Consider the following 17,566-nt stretch of genomic DNA (forward strand, 5'->3'; position numbering starts at 1 on the left):
TCTCACCGCGGCAGCACGCGGAGAAGCTCGCTCGCGCCCTCCGGTCGCTCCTTCGTCGCTCCCGCCGTCCCCGAGCCGCTCAGCCCGCCGACCGCAGGAACGCCTCGAGGATCGGCCCCGCGGTGCGGCTGCCGGACTCGCCGCGGTCGACGTAGACCGCCACCGCCAGGTCGCCGTGCGCCGCGACCATCCACGCGTGCAGCGCGGTCTCGCCGTCCACGCTGAACTCCGCGGTGCCGGTCTTGGCGATCGCCGGCGGCGCGGGCAGGTCGGCCAGTCCGCGACCGCTGCCGGAGGTGACGACCTCGCGCAGCATGGCGCGCAGCTGGTCCGCCTCGCCCGCGGTCAGCGGCGTCGACTCGGCCTCGGCGGTCGCGTCGTGGTCGGGCAGCAGCGTCGGCACCACGGTGCGCCCGGCCTGGACGCTGCCGATCACGGCGGCCATCACCATCGGGGAGGCCAGGATCTTGCCCTGGCCGATCAGGTCGGCGGCGCCCTCGGTCTCCGAGGTCGCGGGCGGCACCTGACCGAAGTACGCGGGGAAGCCGAGGTCGTGGTCGATCCCCAGGCCGAGGCTGCCGGCGGCGGCAGCCAGGTCGCCCTGGCCGATCCGGTCGTGCTGGCCGATGAAGGCGGTGTTGCACGACTGCGCCACGGCGGTGCGCAGCGGGACGCGCCCCAGGTACCCCGCCGGGTAGTCGTCGTAGTTCTCGAACTGCTTGCCGTTCACCGTCACCGTCGCCGGGCAGTCCACGGGGCTGTCGGGGGTGAGCCCGTCGCGGAGCAGGGCCAGGCCGGAGACGATCTTGAAGGTGGAGCCGGGCGCCGCCTGGCCGTAGGTGGCGTAGTTCTGCCCGCCGGTGCCGGGGCCGTTGGCGGCGACCAGGATCGCCCCGTCGCTGGGCCGGATCGCGACCAGCGCGCTGGCCGGGCCGACGTCGGCGAGCAGCTGCTCCGCGCGGGTCTGCAACCGGGGGACCAGCGTCGTCGCCAGTGCACGGCCGGCGACGGGGGCGACCCGGAAGAGGGTGCTGCGCTCGCCGCCCTCGCCGACGGCCTCGACCCGGGTGCCGGCCGTGCCGCGCAGCCGGTCGTCGTAGCGCGCCTGCAGGCCGGAGACGCCGGCGACGTCGCCGGGCCGGTAGGTCTCGGGGTCCTCCGCCACCATCTCGGCGGTCACCGGCCCGACCCGCCCGAGGATGGGCGCGGCGAACTCCCGGGTCGGCGCGAGCGCGATCCTGTCGGAGAGCACGAGCACGCCCTTGATGCCCGACGCGCCCGCGTCGACCTCGACCGGCACCTCGCCGCGGCGGTAGGTGATCGCCTCGACGTAGGCACTGTCGCCGGCGGCCCGCACCTGCTTGACGTAGGGCGCCTCGTCGATGCCGACCAGGGCGGCCAGGCGGCGTGCCGAGGCGGCGGCCTGCTGCGCGCCGACCTTGGTCTTGTCGATGCCGTAGCGCCGCACGGGTCGCTCGGTCACGATCGCGGCCCCACCGGCGCCGGTGATCTCGCCGCGTTCGGGTGCGACGGCGGACAGGTCGAGCACGTCCCCGCCTGCCAGCGTCGGCTCCACGACCGACCGCTGCCACTGCACCGCCCAGTCCGCGCCGGAGCCGACCAGCGTCGCCTGCGACGTATAGGTCCACGCCTTGTCGTCGGTGACCGGCCAGGACCAGGCCAGCGTCGCGGTCCGTCGCTCCCCGGCCTGGTCGGGCGTGCTGGCGCCGAGGTCGCTCAGCTCGACGGTGGGCACGACGCCGTCCATGCCGGCGACGATCTCGTCGTAGCGGGCCGCCACCGTCCCGGCGTCGGTGCCCGCGAAGCGGACGCCGAGCAGCGGCGAACCGTCCGTGGCGCTGCCGGATCCGCCCTCCGCGACGGCCGCGTCCGCCTCGTAGGCCGCCGCCCCGGCCAACGCCGAGGCGAGCCCCTCGGCGACGTCACGCGAGGCGTCGGCACCGCCCGCGGATCCGTCGTCGTCACCGCTGCAGGCCGAGAGGAGCGGAACGAGCAGCACGGGGGCCACGAGGGCGGCGCGGAGGCGTCGACGGAGCATGCCCCGTTCCTACCAGCCGCCCCCGACTCAGTCGGCGGGAATCCCGTCCCCGGGGGTGTGATGTCGGTGGTCGCGGATCGGGAAGCCGGTGGTGGCGCCGGAGACGATGTCGGCGACGTAGGACTGGAAGCCGGGGCAGGTGGCGACGTCGTGCGAACTGCACTCCAGGGCGTGCCGGGTCAGGTGCCGGGAGCGCTCGATCTCCTCCTGGCGACGGTCCAGGTCGGCGAGGTGCTCGGTGAGCAGGCGGTGGCGCCCCTCCGACGAGCCGTCGACGAGGCCGGCGATCTGGTCCAGGCTCATCCCGGCGGCCTTGCTGGAGAGGATCACCGCCACCCGGTAGGCGTCGTCCTCGACGTAGTAGCGCCGCCCGGCCGGGTCCCGGTCGGGACTCAGCAGCCCCTGGCCCTCCCAGTGCCGCAGCACGTTGGTGGGCAGGTCGAAGCGCGCGGCGAGCTCACCGATGGTCCAGCGGATCGTCGGAGTCGTCGACCGGTCGGAGCTCATCCGGACATGAACTCACGAGGCGACCGGACGTTCAAGTCGGTACGCCGCCTCGCGGCCGCTCAGGCCCCGACCGCGTCGAGCGGGTCCGGGGTCAGCCCCAACGTCCGGTCGGTGGCGGAGAGGATCTCTGCCGCGAGCTCCGGCTCCTGGGAGAGCTGCTTGCCGTAGGAGGGGATCATCTTCTCCATGGCCGGTCGCCACTCCTCGGTCTTCTCCGGGAAGCAGCGCTGCAGCACGTCCATCATCACCGCGACGGCGGTCGAGGCGCCGGGGGAGGCGCCGAGCAGGCCGGCCATGGAGCCGTCCGCGGCGGTGATCACCTCGGTGCCGAACTGCAGCGTCCCGCGGCGGAACCACCGGCCGCTGCCCGAGGGGCGGATCACCTGGACGCGCTGACCGGCGACGATCTTCTCCCAGTCCGCCGGGTCGGCGTCGGGATAGAAGTCCCGCAGCTGGACCAGCTGGGCCTTCTTGGAGGCGAAGACCTCCGCGATCAGGTAGCGCACCAGGCCGAGGTTGGTCAGGCCGACCCAGAGCATCGGGATCAGGTTGTGCAGCCGGACCGACATCAGCACGTCGAAGATCGAGCCGTTCTTGAGGAACCGCGGCGAGAAGCCGGCGTAGGGGCCGAACATCAGCGCGGAGTCGCCCTCGACGACCCGGTTGTCCAGGTGCGGCACGGACATCGGCGGCGCACCGACGGCCGCCTTGCCGTAGACCTTCGACTGGTGCCGGGCGACGACCTCGGGGTTGCGGGTGCGCCAGAAGACGCCGGAGACCGGGAAGCCGCCGAAGCCGCGGACCTCGGGGATCCGGGCGCGCTGGAGCAGGGTGATCGCGCGGCCGCCGGCGCCCACGAAGACGAAGCGGGCGGTGGTCTCGAGCTGGGCCGCGCCGTCACCGCTGAGGCGCTTGCCGCCCACCTTCCAGCCCTCGACGCCGTCGCGCTCGACGCGCTTGAGGCGGCGTACGTCGACGCCGGTGACCAGGTCGACCGCGCCGGTGTCGGTCAGGTCGGCGATGAGCGCCTTCGTGAGCGCGCCGAAGTCGACGTCGGTGCCCTGCAGGGACCGCGTGGCCGCCACGGGCTCGCCGTCGTCCGGACGACCGGCCATCAGCAGCGGCGCCCACTCGGCGATCACGGCCGGGTCCTCGGTGTACTCCATGCCGGCGAAGAGCGGGTGGTCGGCCAGCGCCCGGTGGCGGTCGCGGAGGTACTCGACGTTGTCGGCGCCCCAGACGAACGACAGGTGCGGCGTGGGGTGGATGAAGGCGTCCGCGTCGGGGATGTTCCCGTTCTCGACGAGGAAGGACCACAGCTGGCGGGAGAGCCAGAACTGCTCGTTGACCCCGACGGCCTTGGTGATGTCGATGCTGCCGTCGTCGCGGCGCGAGGTGTAGTTCAGCTCGCACAGCGCGGCGTGACCGGTGCCCGCGTTGTTCCAGGGGCCCGAGGACTCCACGGCGAGCTCGTCGAGCCGCTCGACGATCGCGATCCGCCAGGTCGGCTCGAGGTGGGCCAGCAGGGTGGCCAGGGTCGCCGACATGACACCGCCGCCGACCAGCACCGCGTCGTAGTCGAAGCCGGCCGCCTCCATGGCCGAGCGGTCGCGGCCGGGCTGCCCGGCGTCGCGGGCAGTGCTCTCGGTGTGCTGGTTCGGTCGGGTCACGAGGGGTCTTCCTCCTACGGCGGACTGGCGACGGTGCGCGGACGCACCACTTCCCCGAGGGATTTGGTATCGGCCCGGACGGGGGATCCCCCATTCGGCGGCGATGTGTGTTTGGCCACATCGGGCGCCGCGGAGCGGGAGTCCCTTGACCGCGCAGGTGTCTTCTGGCACGCGCGACCAGCGGACTTTCCGCTCAGCGGGGGCTCAGCGCAGGCTCAGCGAACCCTCAGCCCGACCTCGGCCCGGTGTCAGTACCAGCCGACGCGCTCGGAGTGCGCCCAGGCCTGCTGCGGGCTGCCGTACCGGGCGGCGATGTAGGCAAGGCCCCACCGGATCTGCGTCTCCGGGTTGGTGCGCCAGTCGTCCCCGACGACCGCCATCTTCGTGCCGGGAAGCGACTGCGGGATCCCGTAGGCGCCGGACCGGGGGTTCTCGGCCAGGTGGTTCCAGCCGGACTCGCGGCGCCACAGCGCGTCCAGGTAGGCCCACTGCTGCTCCGGGAAGCCGAAGTCGAGCATCAGCCGGTACCCGAGCCCGCGGTTGGTGTCGGCGTCCACATCCGTGGGGAGCACGGTCGGGGAAGCGGTGGGCAGCCGCTGGGCGATCCGCTCGGCCGTACGCCGCAGCTGCTCCAGGATGACCGCCTCGGGGATCCGCGCGGCGGCGCCGGTGCGGCGCCTCGTGCCCGGTCCGGCGGCGCTCCGGCCGGGGGAGTCGGTGGCGGTCGACGCGCTCGACCCACCGCCGGACCCGCCGGCGTCGGGGTCACTGGCGCCGGGGTCACTGGCACCGGGGTCACTGGCACCGGATTCGCTGGCACCGGAGGAACCGTCGGCGCTCGACGTCGGCGAGGCGGCGGCGCCGGACGACGGGCTCGTCGAGCCCGGGTCGTACGCGGCGACGTCGACCGAGCAGCCGGACAGCGCCACCAACGGCAGCAGGCACGCCGCACCCACGGGTACGACGCTCCTGCGCCACGTCTCGCGCCCCTGCGCCACCGGCCCCCCAGCCGGCCTCAGTCGCGGTCGCGCTTCGGCGGGCCGTAGTCCTTGCTCAGCTCGATCAGCTTGCCGCTGATCCGCGTCTCCTTGAGCTTCTCCCAGGCCCCGTCGGGCAGCCGGGCGGGCAGCTCGACGATCGAGTAGTCGCCGCGGATCGTGATCCGGCCGAAGTCGCGCCGGTCCAGTCCGCCCTCGTTGGCGATCGCGCCGACGATCTGGCGGGGCTCGACACGGTGCCGCTTGCCGACCTGGATCTTGTAGGACTGCATCGGTGCGCCGCTGCGCGGCCGGCGGTCGCCCCGGTCACCCCGGTCGCGCGACCCACGCTCGTCGCGGTCGAAGCGGCGGGCACCGCGCTCGCCCCGGTCCCGGTCGCGGTCGAACTCGCGGCGCGGGCGGCGCTCCGGCTCCGGCTCGGGCTCCATCAGCAGCGGGGTGTCGCCCTGCATCACGATCGCCAGCGCCGCGGCCACGTCGGCCTCGGGGACGTCGTGCTCCTTGACGTAGTGGCCGACCACGTCGCGGAAGAAGCCGAGGTTGGGGTGCTCCAGGGCCTCGTTGATCTTGTCGTCGAACCGGTTCAGCCGGGTCTCGTTGACGGCCTCGACGGTCGGCAGGGTCATCTGCTCCAGCGTGGAGCGGGTGGCCCGCTCGATGTGCTTGAGCAGGTACCGCTCCCGCGGGGTCACGAACGAGATCGCGTCGCCGCTGCGACCGGCGCGGCCGGTGCGGCCGATCCGGTGCACGTACGCCTCGGTGTCGGTCGGGATGTCGTAGTTGATGACGTGGCTGATCCGCTCCACGTCGAGACCGCGGGCCGCGACGTCGGTGGCGACGAGGACGTCGAGCTTGCCGGCCTTGAGCTGGTTGACGGTCCGCTCACGGGCCTGCTGCGGGATGTCGCCGTTGATCGCGGCGGCGCTCAGGCCGCGGGCGCGGAGCTTCTCGGCGAGCAGCTCGGTCTCGTTCTTGGTGCGGACGAAGACGATCGCGGCTTCCCAGGTCTCGACCTCGAGGATCCGGGTGATCGCGTCGACCTTCTGCGGGTAGCTGACCATCAGGTACCGCTGCTTGATGTTCTCGGCGGTCCTGGTCTTGCGCTCGATGGTGACCTCGACCGGGTCCTTGAGGTAGGTCCCCGAGAGCGCCCGGATCTGGCGCGGCATCGTCGCGGAGAAGAGCGCGACCTGCTTGGTGTCCGGGGTGTCGGCGAGGATCGTCTCGACGTCCTCGGCGAAGCCCATGTTGAGCATCTCGTCGGCCTCGTCGAGCACCAGGAAGCGCAGCTCGGAGAGGTCGAGGGTGCCCTTGTCCAGGTGGTCCATGATCCGGCCGGGGGTGCCGACCACGACGTGCACGCCGCGGCGCAGCGCCGAGAGCTGGACGCCGTAGCCCTGGCCGCCGTACACCGGCAGCAGGCGGATCCCCTTGGTGTGCGCGGCGTACTTCTCGAACGCCTCGCAGACCTGCAGCGCGAGCTCGCGGGTCGGAGCGAGCACGAGCGCCTGCGGGGTCTTCTGGCTCAGGTCCAGCTGGTCCAGGATCGGCAGGGCGAACGCGGCGGTCTTGCCGGTGCCGGTCTGCGCCAGGCCGAGGACGTCGCGGCCCTCCAGCAGGTGCGGGATGGTCTCGGCCTGGATCGCCGACGGGCTCTCGTAGCCGACGTCGGCCAGCGCCTTGAGCACCTTCTTCCCGAGGCCGAGCTCGGCGAAGCCGGCGGCCGGGGTATCGTCTGCGCCCTCGGGGGCCTCGGTCGGGGGGTCGACCTCCGCGGTCGCCACCGGGGCGTCGGTCTCGTCGATGGGGCCGTCGACCGGTACGTCGGAAGAAGTCACCTTCCCACGGTAGTCGTGGCGTCTAGTCCCCCGTGATTCGTCGTCGCGGTGCGCTGGCTCACTCCACCGTGACCGACTTGGCCAGGTTGCGCGGCTTGTCGATGTCCAGGCCGAGGGACTGGGCCGCCTGGTAGGCCAGGATCTGCAGCGGGATGGTGAGCAGGATCGGGTCGAGCGACCGCAGGCTGCGCGGCACCTCGATCCGGGCGCAGTCGCGCTCCTCCAGGTCGCCGAGGTCCACGCCCGGGTGGGTCACCACCACGAGCGGGCCACCGCGCGCCGAGATCTCGTGCAGGGCGGCGACGTTGCGCTCGACCAGCTCGTCGTCGGGGACGATCGCCACCGTCGGCACCTCGGGGGAGATCAGCGCGAGCGGGCCGTGCTTGAGCTCGGAGGTCTGGTAGGCCTCGGCGTGCCGGTAGCTGATCTCCTTCAGCTTCTGCGCCCCTTCGCGGGCGACCGGGAAGCCGCGGACGCGGCCGACGAAGAAGAGGCTCTCCGCCTCGGCGATCCGCCGCGAGATGGGCTCGATGGCGTCGGAGGTGTCGAGGATCTGCTGGATCTGGCCGGGCAACTCGTTCAGCGCGGCGATCAGCTCCTTGCCCTGGGCCAGCGAGAGGTCGCGGACCCGCCCCAGCTGGAGCGCGAGCAGCGCGAAGGCGAGGAACATGTTCGTGAGCGCCTTGGTGGAGGCGACGGCGACCTCCGGGCCGGCGTGCAGGTAGATGCCGCGCTCCACCTCGCGGGCGATCGCGGAGCCGACCACGTTGACCACGCCGATCGCGCGCCCGCCCTTGCGCTTGATCTCCTGGACCGCCAGGAGCGTGTCCACCGTCTCGCCGGACTGGCTGACCGCCACGTAGAGCGTGTCGGGCTCGATGATCGGATTGCGGTAGCGGAACTCGGAGGCCGCCTCGGCGTCCGCGGGCACGCGGGCGAGCTCCTCGATCAGCGAGGCGCCCATCTGGCCGACGTAGTACGCCGACCCGCAGCCGAGCAGCTTGACCCGCTTGATCTCGCGCAGGTCGCGGGCGTCCAGCCCGAGGCCGCCCAGGTGGGAGGTGCCGAACCGCTCGTCCAGGCGGCCGCGCAGCGCGCTCTCGGCCGCGACCGGCTGCTCGTGCATCTCCTTGAGCATGAAGGAGGCGTGCTCGCCGGCCTCGTAGGCGTCGGGGTCGATGTCGACGGACTGGGCCCGGCGCTCGATCGCCGCCGGGCCGGTGGCGTCGAGGCGGTAGGTGGTGAAGCCGCCGGAGGTGACGGTGGCCATCTCGCCGTCGTCGAGGTGCGCGACCGTCGTCGTGTACCGGACCACGGCCGCGAGGTCGGAGGCGACGAACATCTCCTTCTCGCCGACGCCGACCAGCAGCGGGCTGCCGTTGCGGGCGACCACGATCCGGTCCGGGAAGTCCGCATGGAGGAAGGCGACGCCGTAGGTGCCCTCGATCCGGGAGAGGACCTCGGCGACCTTGTCCTCGAGGGTCGCCTGCTCCGACCTCGCGACCAGGTGCGCGAGGACCTCGGTGTCGGTGTCGGAGGCCAGCTCCACCCCGTCGGCGGTCAGCGCGGCGCGGAGCGCGGCCGCGTTGTCGATGATGCCGTTGTGGACGACGGCCACCGTGCCCTTGCCGTCGACGTGGGGGTGGGCGTTCACGTCGTTGGCGGGGCCGTGGGTGGCCCACCGGGTGTGCCCGATGCCGGCCTTGCCCGAGAACCTCTTGGGCAGGCTCTCCCCGAGGTCGCGCACCCGCCCCGCCCGCTTGGCGACCCTCAGGCCGGTGGAGCCGCTGACCGCCACGCCGGCCGAGTCGTAGCCGCGATGCTCGAGCCGCGAGAGACCCTCGACGAGCAGCGGGGCCGCCTGTTGGGTGCCGATGTAGCCGACGATTCCGCACATGTGCGCTCCTGGGTCTTCTAGCCGTAGACGAGCCGGCGCAGCTGCCGGTCGCTGAGGTCGGGGGCGGCCACGACACGCTCGGCGAGCTCCGCGCGCAGCAGCGGGTAGATCTCCGCATTGCGGATGCCACGCGCCTGCAGCTCGGCGTGGCGGCGACGGACGAGCTCGGCGATCGGCTCCTGGTGGAAGGCGATCACGTCACCGATCACCCGAGTCGCCTCCGCCTCACTCAGTCCGGTGCTCGCCACCACGCGCTGGAGCAGGTACGGATCGATCGGCACTCCGAAAGCGTGTGCCGCGCCCACCGAAAGGTCAAGTCCTCCCTCATTTCTGCCCGATTCCGGGCAGAAATGCTGGTTTCCCTGTCACCAGCCGCACCGCCCAGGCCTCCACCGGCACTCGCTCGCGGCAGGTGGAGGAAGAGGATCGCCGGGGTGCCCCAGGGGGTGTCGAAGTGGGGCACGGAAGCCCATTCGGCACGGAAATCAGGGATTCAGGTGGGGGACGTGCTAGGTTGGTGAACAACGAGTGAACAGGAGGTGTCCCATGCACGACTCTCAGAAGTCCAACCAGCTCCAGATGCGCTGGGTCTCGGTGATCGGCAACGACGGTCGTCGGCACATGGAGGCACGCTGGATCCGCGTCGCGGCGAGCGCCGCGCGTCCGGCCGGCCACGCAGCCTGACCCTCCACCGACGCCACAGCGGCCGCGACTCCTTCGGGAGTCGCGGCCGCTTCTTGTTGCGCCAGCTTCTTGTTGCGCCCGCGCCCTCCACCGACCACCCACCGGCCACCCACCGGCCACCCACCGGTGACGAAGCGACGCCCGGCGGGCGCCCGTCGTACAACTTTCAATAAACTTCGCCCCAGCCGGAATATCCCCGGAGTGGCCGGGGTTCCGGGTAGTTGAGACTTCAACAACCCGACCACCACGAGGAGTTCACCATGACGCAGACCGTCGACACCACCGCCGCGCTCGCCGACATCTCCGGCGACTACACCATCGACGCCAGCCACAGCCGCCTCGGCTTCGTCGCTCGGCACGCGATGGTCACCAAGGTCCGCGGCGCCTTCAAGGAGTTCGCCGGCACCGCGCACATCGACACCGCCAACCCCGCCGCCTCGTCGGTCTCGCTGACCATCCAGGCGGCCAGCATCGACACCGGCGTCGCCGACCGCGACGGCCACCTGACCTCCGGCGACTTCTTCGACGCCGAGACCTACCCCGAGCTGACCTTCGTCTCCACCGCGGTCGCCCGCGACGGCGAGACCTGGACCATCACCGGCGACTTCACGATCAAGGGCGTCACCAAGTCCCTCACCATCGAGTTCGAGGAGGGCGGCTCCGCCAAGGACCCGTTCGGCAACCTCCGCGTGGGCTTCGAGGGCGAGGCCACCATCAACCGCAAGGACTGGGGCCTGACCTGGAACGCCGCCCTGGAGACCGGCGGCCTGCTCGTCTCGGAGAAGGTCAAGCTCGAGTTCGACATCTCCGCGATCCGCAACGCCTGATCCGGGCGGGTCACCCCGCCACATCGGCTGACCGAAGGGCCGACCTCGCGAGAGGTCGGCCCTTCGACGTCTGCGCACCTCGTTAATGCGATGCGCTCCTCCCGCCGACACCGGCACACTCGGCGGGTGACCGCAGCACCCGCCCTCCCCGCCGGCCTCGCCACCCGCCCGCTGAGCACCGCGGACGCGCCCGCCGTCTTCGACCTGATGGCCGCCTGCGAACTGCACGACGTCGGCACGGTGGAGATCGAGGAGGCCGACATCATCGCCGACTGGCAGCGGCCCTCCTACGACGTCTCCGCGCACTCGGTCGCCGTCCTCGACCCGGCCGCCGACCACCCCGACCAGCACCCCGACCAGCACCCCGACCAGCACCCCGACGGGCGGCTCGTCGGCTACGCCGAGCTGATGGGCGACGGCCGGTACGACGCGGCGGTGCTGCCGTCGTACCGGGGGCGCGGGATCGGGACCTGGCTGGCCGCGTGGTCGCGCGACCGCGCCCGTGCCGACGGGCAGGTCGAGCTCGGCATGCCGGTGCCCGAGGGCTCCGACGGCGACCGACTGCTCAGCGCGCTCGGCTACCGCGTGCGTTGGACCAGCTGGGTGCTCCGACTGGGCGCTGGCGAGCGGATCTCGGAACGCCCGCTGCCACCGGGGTACCGGCTGCGGACCGCGACGCCGGCGGACCACGCGCAGGTCCACACCGTGGTCGAGGACGCGTTCGGGGAGTGGTCCGACCGCCCCCGCCGTACCTTCGACGACTTCGCGGCCGGCGTCTGGCTGCGCCCGGGCTTCGAGCCCTGGCACCTCCAGGTGATCACCAGCGACACCGGCGCGGAGGAGGTCGTCGTCGGCGTCGCGTTCGCCTGGAACGCCGGCGAGCCCGATGCCCTGGACACCTACATCGACCGTCTCGCGGTGGCCCGGGAGCATCGCGACCGCGGGCTGGCGCAGGCCCTGCTAGTGGCGGCGTTCGCCGCCGGGCGCCAGCACGGGGCGGTCACCTCGTCGCTGTCGACCGACTCCCGCACCGGTGCGCTCTCGCTCTACGAGAAGGTCGGCATGCGGCCCAGCGCGACCTGGCTGAACCGGGCGGTATCGCTGACCGACTGAGCCGCGGACCGCGGCGCGAACCGGGTCGTGTGCCCCACACCCCTCCAGGGGGCGCTCTCAGGCACACGACCCGATCGGCGCCGGCTCACTCCTCCCCGGCGGCCTCGTCCCGGGCAGGACCGTCGGCGAGGATCCCGTAGAGCCGCCGGCGGGCCTCGACGAGCACCTCCACCGCGGCGTCGCGCTGGTCGGGCGAGCCGTTGGTGGCGATCTGCCAGACCGCGCTCATCACCTGCGGGATCTCGGCGCGCAGGTCGGCGTGCTCGGCGGTGCCGGGCTCCTCGCCGCTGCGCTCGAACGGCGCCCAGACCGCGGCCAGCTCCTCAGCGTTCTCCTCGCAGTAGCGGGCGCCCGTCTCCGACAGGCGCAGCGCGCGGCGGCCGCGCCCCTCGTCGAGCTCGACCAGGCCCTCGTCCTCCAGCTGCTGGATGGTCGGGTAGACCGACCCCGGGCTGGGGCGCCAGGCACCCGCGCTGCGCTCGGCGATCTGCTGGATCACCTGGTAGCCGTTCGGCGACTCCTCGCGCTCCCCGGCGGCGCGCAGGACGTCCAGGATCGCGACGCGTACGTCGCCGCGGCGCACCCGCGGGCCGCGACCGCCCTCGGGCCGACCGCCGCCGAAGAGCCCGACCAGCCACGGCGGCGGACCCGGCACCCCCGGTGCGCCCGGCCGGGGGTGCCCGCCCCAGGTGGCGTCACCCCAGGTCCCCCACGAACCCCAGGGCCCACCGCGCTGGCGGCGCCGGGGCTCGGTGTTCTCGTAGCGTTCGTAGGCGCCACCTCCGCGGTGGCCCTCACCCGACATGTCGAAGGGGAAACATCCCCCGAAGTCTCGGCGTCCCATCTCGGGACCTCCTTCACGGTCGACCCCGGCGCCCGGGGCTCTGGATGCGGTATCGGATATCGCGACGACGGCGCCGATCTGTCGGCGTCACTACGTCGTCATGTCGCGATATATCGCGAGAGTACGCCGACAGGAACCCGGGATCAAGGGCTCCCGCGGGATCGAGCCGGCTCCTCCGACGCGGGCGTCAGCGAGCCAGCCAGGCGGCGTACGCGTCGAAGGAGTACGGCCGCCCGAGGAAGTCGGCGACCAGGTTCGCCGCGTCGTCCTCTCCGCCCCGGGCCAGCACCCGGTCCCGGTAGCGCCCGGCGACCTCGGCGTCGAAGAGGTCGTCCTCGTCGAACGCGCTGAACAGGTCCTTCGCGATCACCAACGACCACATGTAGGTGTAGTACGCCGAGCTGTAGCCACCCAGGTGGCCGAAGCTGGCGAACATGTGGGTGCCCTCGAGGTAGGGCAGCGCGGCGTACCGACCCTGGAGCTCGACCATCCGCTCGGTGAGGTCGCGCGGCTGCGTTCCGGAGGCGGCCGCGTCGGCGGGGTCGCGGTGGAACCAGTACGACATCGCGGCGTAGAACATCTGGGTGCGGGCGTAGATGCCCTTGCCGTAGTCGTCCGCCGCGCGCATCCGCGCCACCAGGTCGGCCGGGATCGGCTCACCGGCCGCATCCGTGGCGAAGGAGCGCAGCACCTCGGCGTCCCAGGCCCACTCCTCGAGCATCTGGCTGGGCGCCTCGACGAAGTCCCACTCGGTGGCCACGCCGGCGAACCGGTACCAGTCGCCGTGCCCGCCGAGGACGTGGTGCAGCATGTGGCCGAACTCGTGGAAGAGCGTGGTGACGTGGTCGTGCTCCATCAGGCCGCGGGAGAAGTTGCAGACCAGCACGCCCTCCGGCAGCTGCTCGCCGGCCACGCCGTCGGTGAGCGCGAACTGGGCGGCGTGCTTGTACTTGCCCTCGCGCGGGTGCAGGTCGAGGAAGATGCGGCCGAGGACCCGGTCCCCGGCGACCACCTCGTAGGCCGTCACCTCCTCGTGCCACACCGGCACGTCGAGCGGGCGGTACTCCAGCCCGAACAGGCGACCGGTCACCTCCAGCAGGCCCTGGCGGACCTTGGCGAACTCGAAGTACGTGCGCACGCGCTGGGAGTCGACGTCGTACTGCTCGGCGCGGACCAGCTCCTGGTAGTGGATCGCGTCGTAGGACTCGATCCCCTCGGCGTCCGGGAAGTCGGCGCGGTAGCGCTCCAGCAGCACGGCCAGGTCGCGCTCCATCGGCCCCTGGGCTGCGGCCGCGATCCTGTCGATGAACGCGGGGATCGCCCCACCGGTGCCGATCATCTTCACGTCGGCGTCGTAGGAGGGCCAGTCGGGGAAGCCCACGGTGGTGGCCAGCTCGTGGCGCAGCGCGAACATCTCGGTCAGCAGCGGCTCGGTGTGCGGCCACCCCCGCTCCAGGAAGGCCACGGAGATGTCGCGGCGGACACCCTGGTCGCGGGCGAACATCCGGGTCGGTACGGCGTCGGGGTAGTCGGTCGTCACGGTGACCAGGCCGTCCTCGTCGGCCGGGTGGGCCTCCAGCCAGTCCTGCGGGAGCCCGGCCAGGCGCTCCGGGGTCACCCGGATCGTGCGCACGTCGTCGCGGACCGCCTTGCCGAACTCCTGGTCCAGCTCGGTGATCCGCTCCTGGACCTCGGAGAGGCGCGCCCGGGTGGCGTCGTCGCGGTCCACCCCGGAGCGCTGGAAGTCCCGGCGCACCTTCGCCAGCAGACGGCTGGCCAGCGGGTCGTCGACCAGCGCCGCGTCGTCGAGCGCGGCGAAGACCTCGTACAGGCCCCGGTCCAGGCTCCACTCCGTGGCCAGCCGGTGGGCGTCCTGCTCCGCCCCGTCGGCGAGGTCGCGGACCGAGTAGTCGGGGTGGACGTTGCCGAGCAGGGAGCCCATGGCCGCCGCGTTGCCCAGGTGCCCCGCGGCGCGGTCCCAGAGCACCAGCACCGACCGCGGGTCGGCGGTGTCGGCGTCGCGCACCTGCCGGACCAGGTTGCGGGCGGCCGCGAGCTCGGAGGCGGCGCGCTCGCCGACCCAGGACGCCCAGGCGTCGGCGTCGGCGGTGGCGGGGAGGGCGAGAGTGGCACGCGTCACGGCGCCAGCCTAGGCCGCGTGCACGCGACGGAGGGGTTCTCCGCGACGGAGACCCTCCCCGGGGGCAACCGAGGCCCTCGCCGGACCGACGGGCGCCTCTGCGCCCCCGCTCGGCGCGCGGATCCCGCCGACCGGGATTTTACTGGCGTCGATGTGACGGGGATCACTAGTTTGCCCATCCGCCTGACACCTGTCAGGTCTGCACGAGGTCGATCCGAAGGGACCACCCATGAAGCCCAGCCGCCTCCTTCTGCCCACCGCCTGCGCCGCACTCGCCGTGACCGGGCTGACCCTCACCACCGCCTCCGGGACGCCCGCACCGCCGGCCGCAGCAGCGTCCGAGGCACCCGCCACCCTGCCCACCGAGGGGCTCGACATCCTGCTCACCAACGACGACGGCTGGAACGCCCCGGGGATCAGCGCCGTCTTCGACGCCCTGACCGCCGCCGGCCACCACGTCACGATGGTCGCGCCCGCGGCGAACCAGAGCGGCGTCAGCGCTCAGGTCCAGTTCTACGGCGCGGTGACCGTGACCGAGCGCGGCCCGGACCGCTGGTCGGTCACGACCACGCCGGCCGGAACCGTCCACTTCGCGATGGACCAACTCTTCGCCGGCGAGCGCCCCGACCTGGTCGTCTCGGGCACCAACGTCGGCCAGAACACCGGCTTCGACACCAACTACTCCGGCACTGTCGCCGCCGCCACGGTCGCCTCCGGCGCGTACGGCGTCCCTGCGGTCGCGATCAGCACCGCCACCAGCTACGGGCGCGAGGCCGAGGCGGCGTACGGCGAGACCGCCGACCTGCTCGTCGAGATGATCGCGGCGGGTCTGCCGGAGCTGCCGCGCGGGGAGTACCTCAACGTGAACTACCCCGTCCTCAGCGAGGCGCGGCCGGCGCCGCTCGGCCTCGTCTACGCCGAGAACTCCCAGGAGTCGCTGGCCCGGATCGGCTTCGCCCAGGACCCGACCGACCCGAGCCGCTACGCCATCGCGCCCGGGCTCAACCCGGTGCAGCACGCCGAGGGCACCGACACCAAGGAGCTCGCCGACGGCTACGTCACCGTGACCGTGCTCGAAGCGGACCGGTCGGTCGACGCCGCGAAGGCACCCGCGGTGCTGCAGCTGCTGCACGGCATGGAGAAGCGGCTCGCCAAGGCTGCTCGCTGACCCGTCCCGGATCCATCCACCGAGCCGCGGCGGGGCACGGGGTCGGCGCCGACCCCGGTCCCGCCGCGCATTTCGGGCTCCGCCAGGCGGTCCCTAGGATCCACCGGTGAGTCTCCGCGGGATCCTGGCCGACACCCGACCGCTGCGGAACCCGCACTTCCGGCGGCTGTGGCTGGCCAACATCATCACCGTCGTCGGCGCCCAGCTGACGGTCGTCGCGGTCCCGGCGCAGATCTACGCCGACACCGGCTCATCGGCGTACGTCGGACTGACCGGCGTCTTCGGCCTGGTCCCGCTGGTCGTCTTCGGGCTGTGGGGCGGCGCGCTCGCGGACCACTTCGACCGCCGCACCCTGCTGGTGGTCACCACCTCCGGCCTGATCGGCACCAGCGTCCTGTTCTGGCTGCAGGCCGCCGCCGGGTCGACGAACGTGTGGCTGCTGCTGGCCCTGTTCGCCGTGCAGCAGGCGTTCTTCGCGATCAACCAGCCGACCCGCTCCTCGGTGCTGCCGCGGCTGCTGCCGGCCGAGCTGCTCCCCTCGGCGAACTCGCTCAACATGACCGTCATGCAGGCCGGCGCGATCGCCGGACCGCTGGTCGCCGGCATGCTGATCCCGGTCACCGGCTTCTCCTGGCTCTACCTGCTCGACGCGATCTTCCTGCTGGCCACCCTGAGCGCGGTGATCCGGCTGCCCCGGCTCCCGGTCCTCGACGCCCCGGCCGGCGCCCCGGGCCTGCGCTCGGTCGCCGAGGGCCTGGCCTACCTGCGCACCCAGCCGGTGCTGATGATGTCGTTCGTCGTCGACATCATCGCGATGCTGTTCGGGATGCCGCGGGCGCTCTTCCCGCAGATCGCGCACGAGAGCTTCGGCGGCCCCGAGGACGGCGGCCTCGTCTTCGCGCTGCTCTTCGCCGGCATCCCCGCCGGTGCGGTGGTCGGCGGCATGCTGTCGGGCTGGGTCTCCCGGATCAGCCGCCAGGGGCTGGCCGTGGTGTGGTGCATCCTCGCCTGGGGGGTGAGCATGGTCGGCTTCGGCCTCGCCGTGGGGGCGGCGACCCGCCAGGACGGCACGGCGACCACCTGGCTCGCCGTCGCGGTGCTGATGCTCGTCATCGGCGGCGCCGCCGACATGGCCTCCGCGGCGTTCCGGATGAGCATGCTGCAGTCGGCCGCCTCCGACGCCGTGCGCGGGCGCCTGCAGGGCATCTTCATCGTGGTCGTCGCGGGCGGGCCCCGGCTGGCCGACGTCGCCCACGGGGCGAGCGCCGCGGTGGTCGGCACCGCGGCGGCAGCCGCCGGCGGCGGCGTACTGGTGGTGGTCGGGACCGTGATCGCGGCGATCGCGGTGCCCTCGTTCGTGCGCTACCGGGTGACGCGATCGGTGCCTGCCGCGGCCTGACCACCGGTGGCGCCCGCGGTGGTTGAGGTGCGAGCGCAGCGCGCCCCCGGTGGTTGAGGTGCGAGCGCAGCGCGCCCCCGGTGGTTGAGGTGCGAGCGCAGCGCGCCCCCGGTGGTTGAGGCGCGAGCGCAGCGCGCCCCCGGTGGTTGAGGCGCGAGCGCAGCGCGCCCCCGGTGGTTGAGGCGCGAGCGCAGCGCGCCCCCGGTGGTTGAGGCGCGAGCGCAGCGCGCCCCCGGTGGTTGAGGCGCGAGCGCAGCGCGCCCCCGGTGGTTGAGGCGCGAGCGCAGCGCGCCCCCGGTGGTTGAGGCGCGAGCGCAGCGCGCCCCCGGTGGTTGAGGCGCGAGCGCAGCGCGCCCCCGGTGGTTGAGGCGCGAGCGCAGCGCGCCCCCGGTGGTTGAGGCGCGAGCGCAGCGCGCCCCCGG

General features: G+C 72.9%; 14 protein-coding genes. 5 read left to right on the plus strand and 9 right to left on the minus strand.

What is annotated here, in order from left to right:
• Nucleotides 1-79: 79 nt before the first annotated feature.
• The 7 genes from E8D34_RS00005 to E8D34_RS00035 all read right to left on the minus strand — a co-directional run bounded on the left by E8D34_RS00005 (nucleotide 80) and on the right by E8D34_RS00035 (nucleotide 9,250).
• Nucleotides 80-2,059, minus strand: a complete 1,980-nt coding sequence (locus E8D34_RS00005; protein WP_240770988.1) for a penicillin-binding transpeptidase domain-containing protein — start codon at nucleotides 2,057-2,059, stop codon at nucleotides 80-82.
• A gap of 27 nt (nucleotides 2,060-2,086) precedes the next feature.
• The gene (locus tag E8D34_RS00010) at nucleotides 2,087-2,566 is read right to left on the minus strand and encodes a MerR family transcriptional regulator (RefSeq protein WP_136592549.1); all 480 of its coding nucleotides are present in this window, start codon (nucleotides 2,564-2,566) and stop codon (nucleotides 2,087-2,089) included.
• Between the two features lie 59 nt (nucleotides 2,567-2,625).
• Entirely contained in the window at nucleotides 2,626-4,236 is a 1,611-nt protein-coding gene (gene mqo / locus E8D34_RS00015; protein ID WP_240770989.1) for a malate dehydrogenase (quinone), read from the minus strand.
• Between the two features lie 248 nt (nucleotides 4,237-4,484).
• Nucleotides 4,485-5,192, minus strand: a complete 708-nt coding sequence (locus tag E8D34_RS21210; RefSeq protein WP_240770990.1) for a transglycosylase SLT domain-containing protein — start codon at nucleotides 5,190-5,192, stop codon at nucleotides 4,485-4,487.
• Nucleotides 5,193-5,251: 59 nt separating this feature from the next.
• Nucleotides 5,252-7,072 carry a DEAD/DEAH box helicase gene (locus tag E8D34_RS00025; protein WP_168929269.1) on the minus strand — a complete coding sequence of 607 codons (1,821 nt, stop codon included), beginning with the start codon at nucleotides 7,070-7,072 and terminating at the stop codon, nucleotides 5,252-5,254.
• A 58-nt stretch (nucleotides 7,073-7,130) separates the two neighbouring features.
• The gene (glmS, locus tag E8D34_RS00030; RefSeq protein WP_136592550.1) at nucleotides 7,131-8,969 is read right to left on the minus strand and encodes a glutamine--fructose-6-phosphate transaminase (isomerizing); all 1,839 of its coding nucleotides are present in this window, start codon (nucleotides 8,967-8,969) and stop codon (nucleotides 7,131-7,133) included.
• Nucleotides 8,970-8,986: 17 nt separating this feature from the next.
• Nucleotides 8,987-9,250: a hypothetical protein gene (locus E8D34_RS00035; protein ID WP_136592551.1), complete on the minus strand. Its 264-nt coding sequence runs from the start codon at nucleotides 9,248-9,250 to the stop codon at nucleotides 8,987-8,989.
• 265 nt (nucleotides 9,251-9,515) lie between these two features.
• On the opposite strand from E8D34_RS00035, the gene E8D34_RS20635 reads away from it, so the two are divergent.
• From E8D34_RS20635 to E8D34_RS00045, 3 genes are all read left to right on the plus strand, one after another.
• Complete coding sequence (locus E8D34_RS20635; protein WP_168929270.1) at nucleotides 9,516-9,653, plus strand: hypothetical protein; 138 nt, start codon at nucleotides 9,516-9,518, stop codon at nucleotides 9,651-9,653.
• Between the two features lie 260 nt (nucleotides 9,654-9,913).
• Complete coding sequence (locus E8D34_RS00040) at nucleotides 9,914-10,480, plus strand: YceI family protein (protein ID WP_136592552.1); 567 nt, start codon at nucleotides 9,914-9,916, stop codon at nucleotides 10,478-10,480.
• A gap of 126 nt (nucleotides 10,481-10,606) precedes the next feature.
• Entirely contained in the window at nucleotides 10,607-11,593 is a 987-nt protein-coding gene (locus E8D34_RS00045) for a GNAT family N-acetyltransferase (RefSeq protein WP_240770991.1), read from the plus strand.
• Nucleotides 11,594-11,678: 85 nt separating this feature from the next.
• Here E8D34_RS00045 and E8D34_RS00050 read toward each other — a convergent pair whose 3' ends face one another.
• Both E8D34_RS00050 and E8D34_RS00055 read right to left on the minus strand, forming a co-directional pair.
• Nucleotides 11,679-12,437, minus strand: coding sequence for a PadR family transcriptional regulator (locus E8D34_RS00050; protein ID WP_168929271.1), 759 nt, complete (start codon nucleotides 12,435-12,437; stop codon nucleotides 11,679-11,681).
• A 187-nt stretch (nucleotides 12,438-12,624) separates the two neighbouring features.
• Nucleotides 12,625-14,577, minus strand: a complete 1,953-nt coding sequence (locus tag E8D34_RS00055; protein WP_240770992.1) for a M3 family metallopeptidase — start codon at nucleotides 14,575-14,577, stop codon at nucleotides 12,625-12,627.
• A gap of 229 nt (nucleotides 14,578-14,806) precedes the next feature.
• Between E8D34_RS00055 and surE the strand changes: the two genes are divergently transcribed.
• Both surE and E8D34_RS00065 read left to right on the plus strand, forming a co-directional pair.
• Complete coding sequence (surE, locus tag E8D34_RS00060; RefSeq protein ID WP_136592554.1) at nucleotides 14,807-15,745, plus strand: 5'/3'-nucleotidase SurE; 939 nt, start codon at nucleotides 14,807-14,809, stop codon at nucleotides 15,743-15,745.
• A 106-nt stretch (nucleotides 15,746-15,851) separates the two neighbouring features.
• Nucleotides 15,852-17,144 (plus strand): MFS transporter, encoded by a 1,293-nt coding sequence (locus E8D34_RS00065; protein WP_136592555.1) that lies wholly within the window; start codon nucleotides 15,852-15,854, stop codon nucleotides 17,142-17,144.
• Nucleotides 17,145-17,566: the final 422 nt, after the last annotated feature.

Source organism: Nocardioides sp. GY 10113 (genome assembly GCF_004919105.1).
GTDB lineage: Bacteria > Actinomycetota > Actinomycetes > Propionibacteriales > Nocardioidaceae > Nocardioides.

Excerpts from the sequence above, each read along its gene's own strand:
- E8D34_RS00050 (WP_168929271.1), bottom strand. The coding sequence starts at position 12,437 with ATGGGACGCCGAGACTTCGGGGGATGTTTCCCCTTCGACATGTCGGGT.
- E8D34_RS00005 (WP_240770988.1), bottom strand. The coding sequence starts at position 2,059 with ATGCTCCGTCGACGCCTCCGCGCCGCCCTCGTGGCCCCCGTGCTGCTC.
- glmS (WP_136592550.1), bottom strand. The coding sequence starts at position 8,969 with ATGTGCGGAATCGTCGGCTACATCGGCACCCAACAGGCGGCCCCGCTG.
- E8D34_RS00040 (WP_136592552.1), top strand. The coding sequence starts at position 9,914 with ATGACGCAGACCGTCGACACCACCGCCGCGCTCGCCGACATCTCCGGC.
- E8D34_RS00010 (WP_136592549.1), bottom strand. The coding sequence starts at position 2,566 with ATGAGCTCCGACCGGTCGACGACTCCGACGATCCGCTGGACCATCGGT.
- E8D34_RS20635 (WP_168929270.1), top strand. The coding sequence starts at position 9,516 with ATGCACGACTCTCAGAAGTCCAACCAGCTCCAGATGCGCTGGGTCTCG.
- surE (WP_136592554.1), top strand. The coding sequence starts at position 14,807 with ATGAAGCCCAGCCGCCTCCTTCTGCCCACCGCCTGCGCCGCACTCGCC.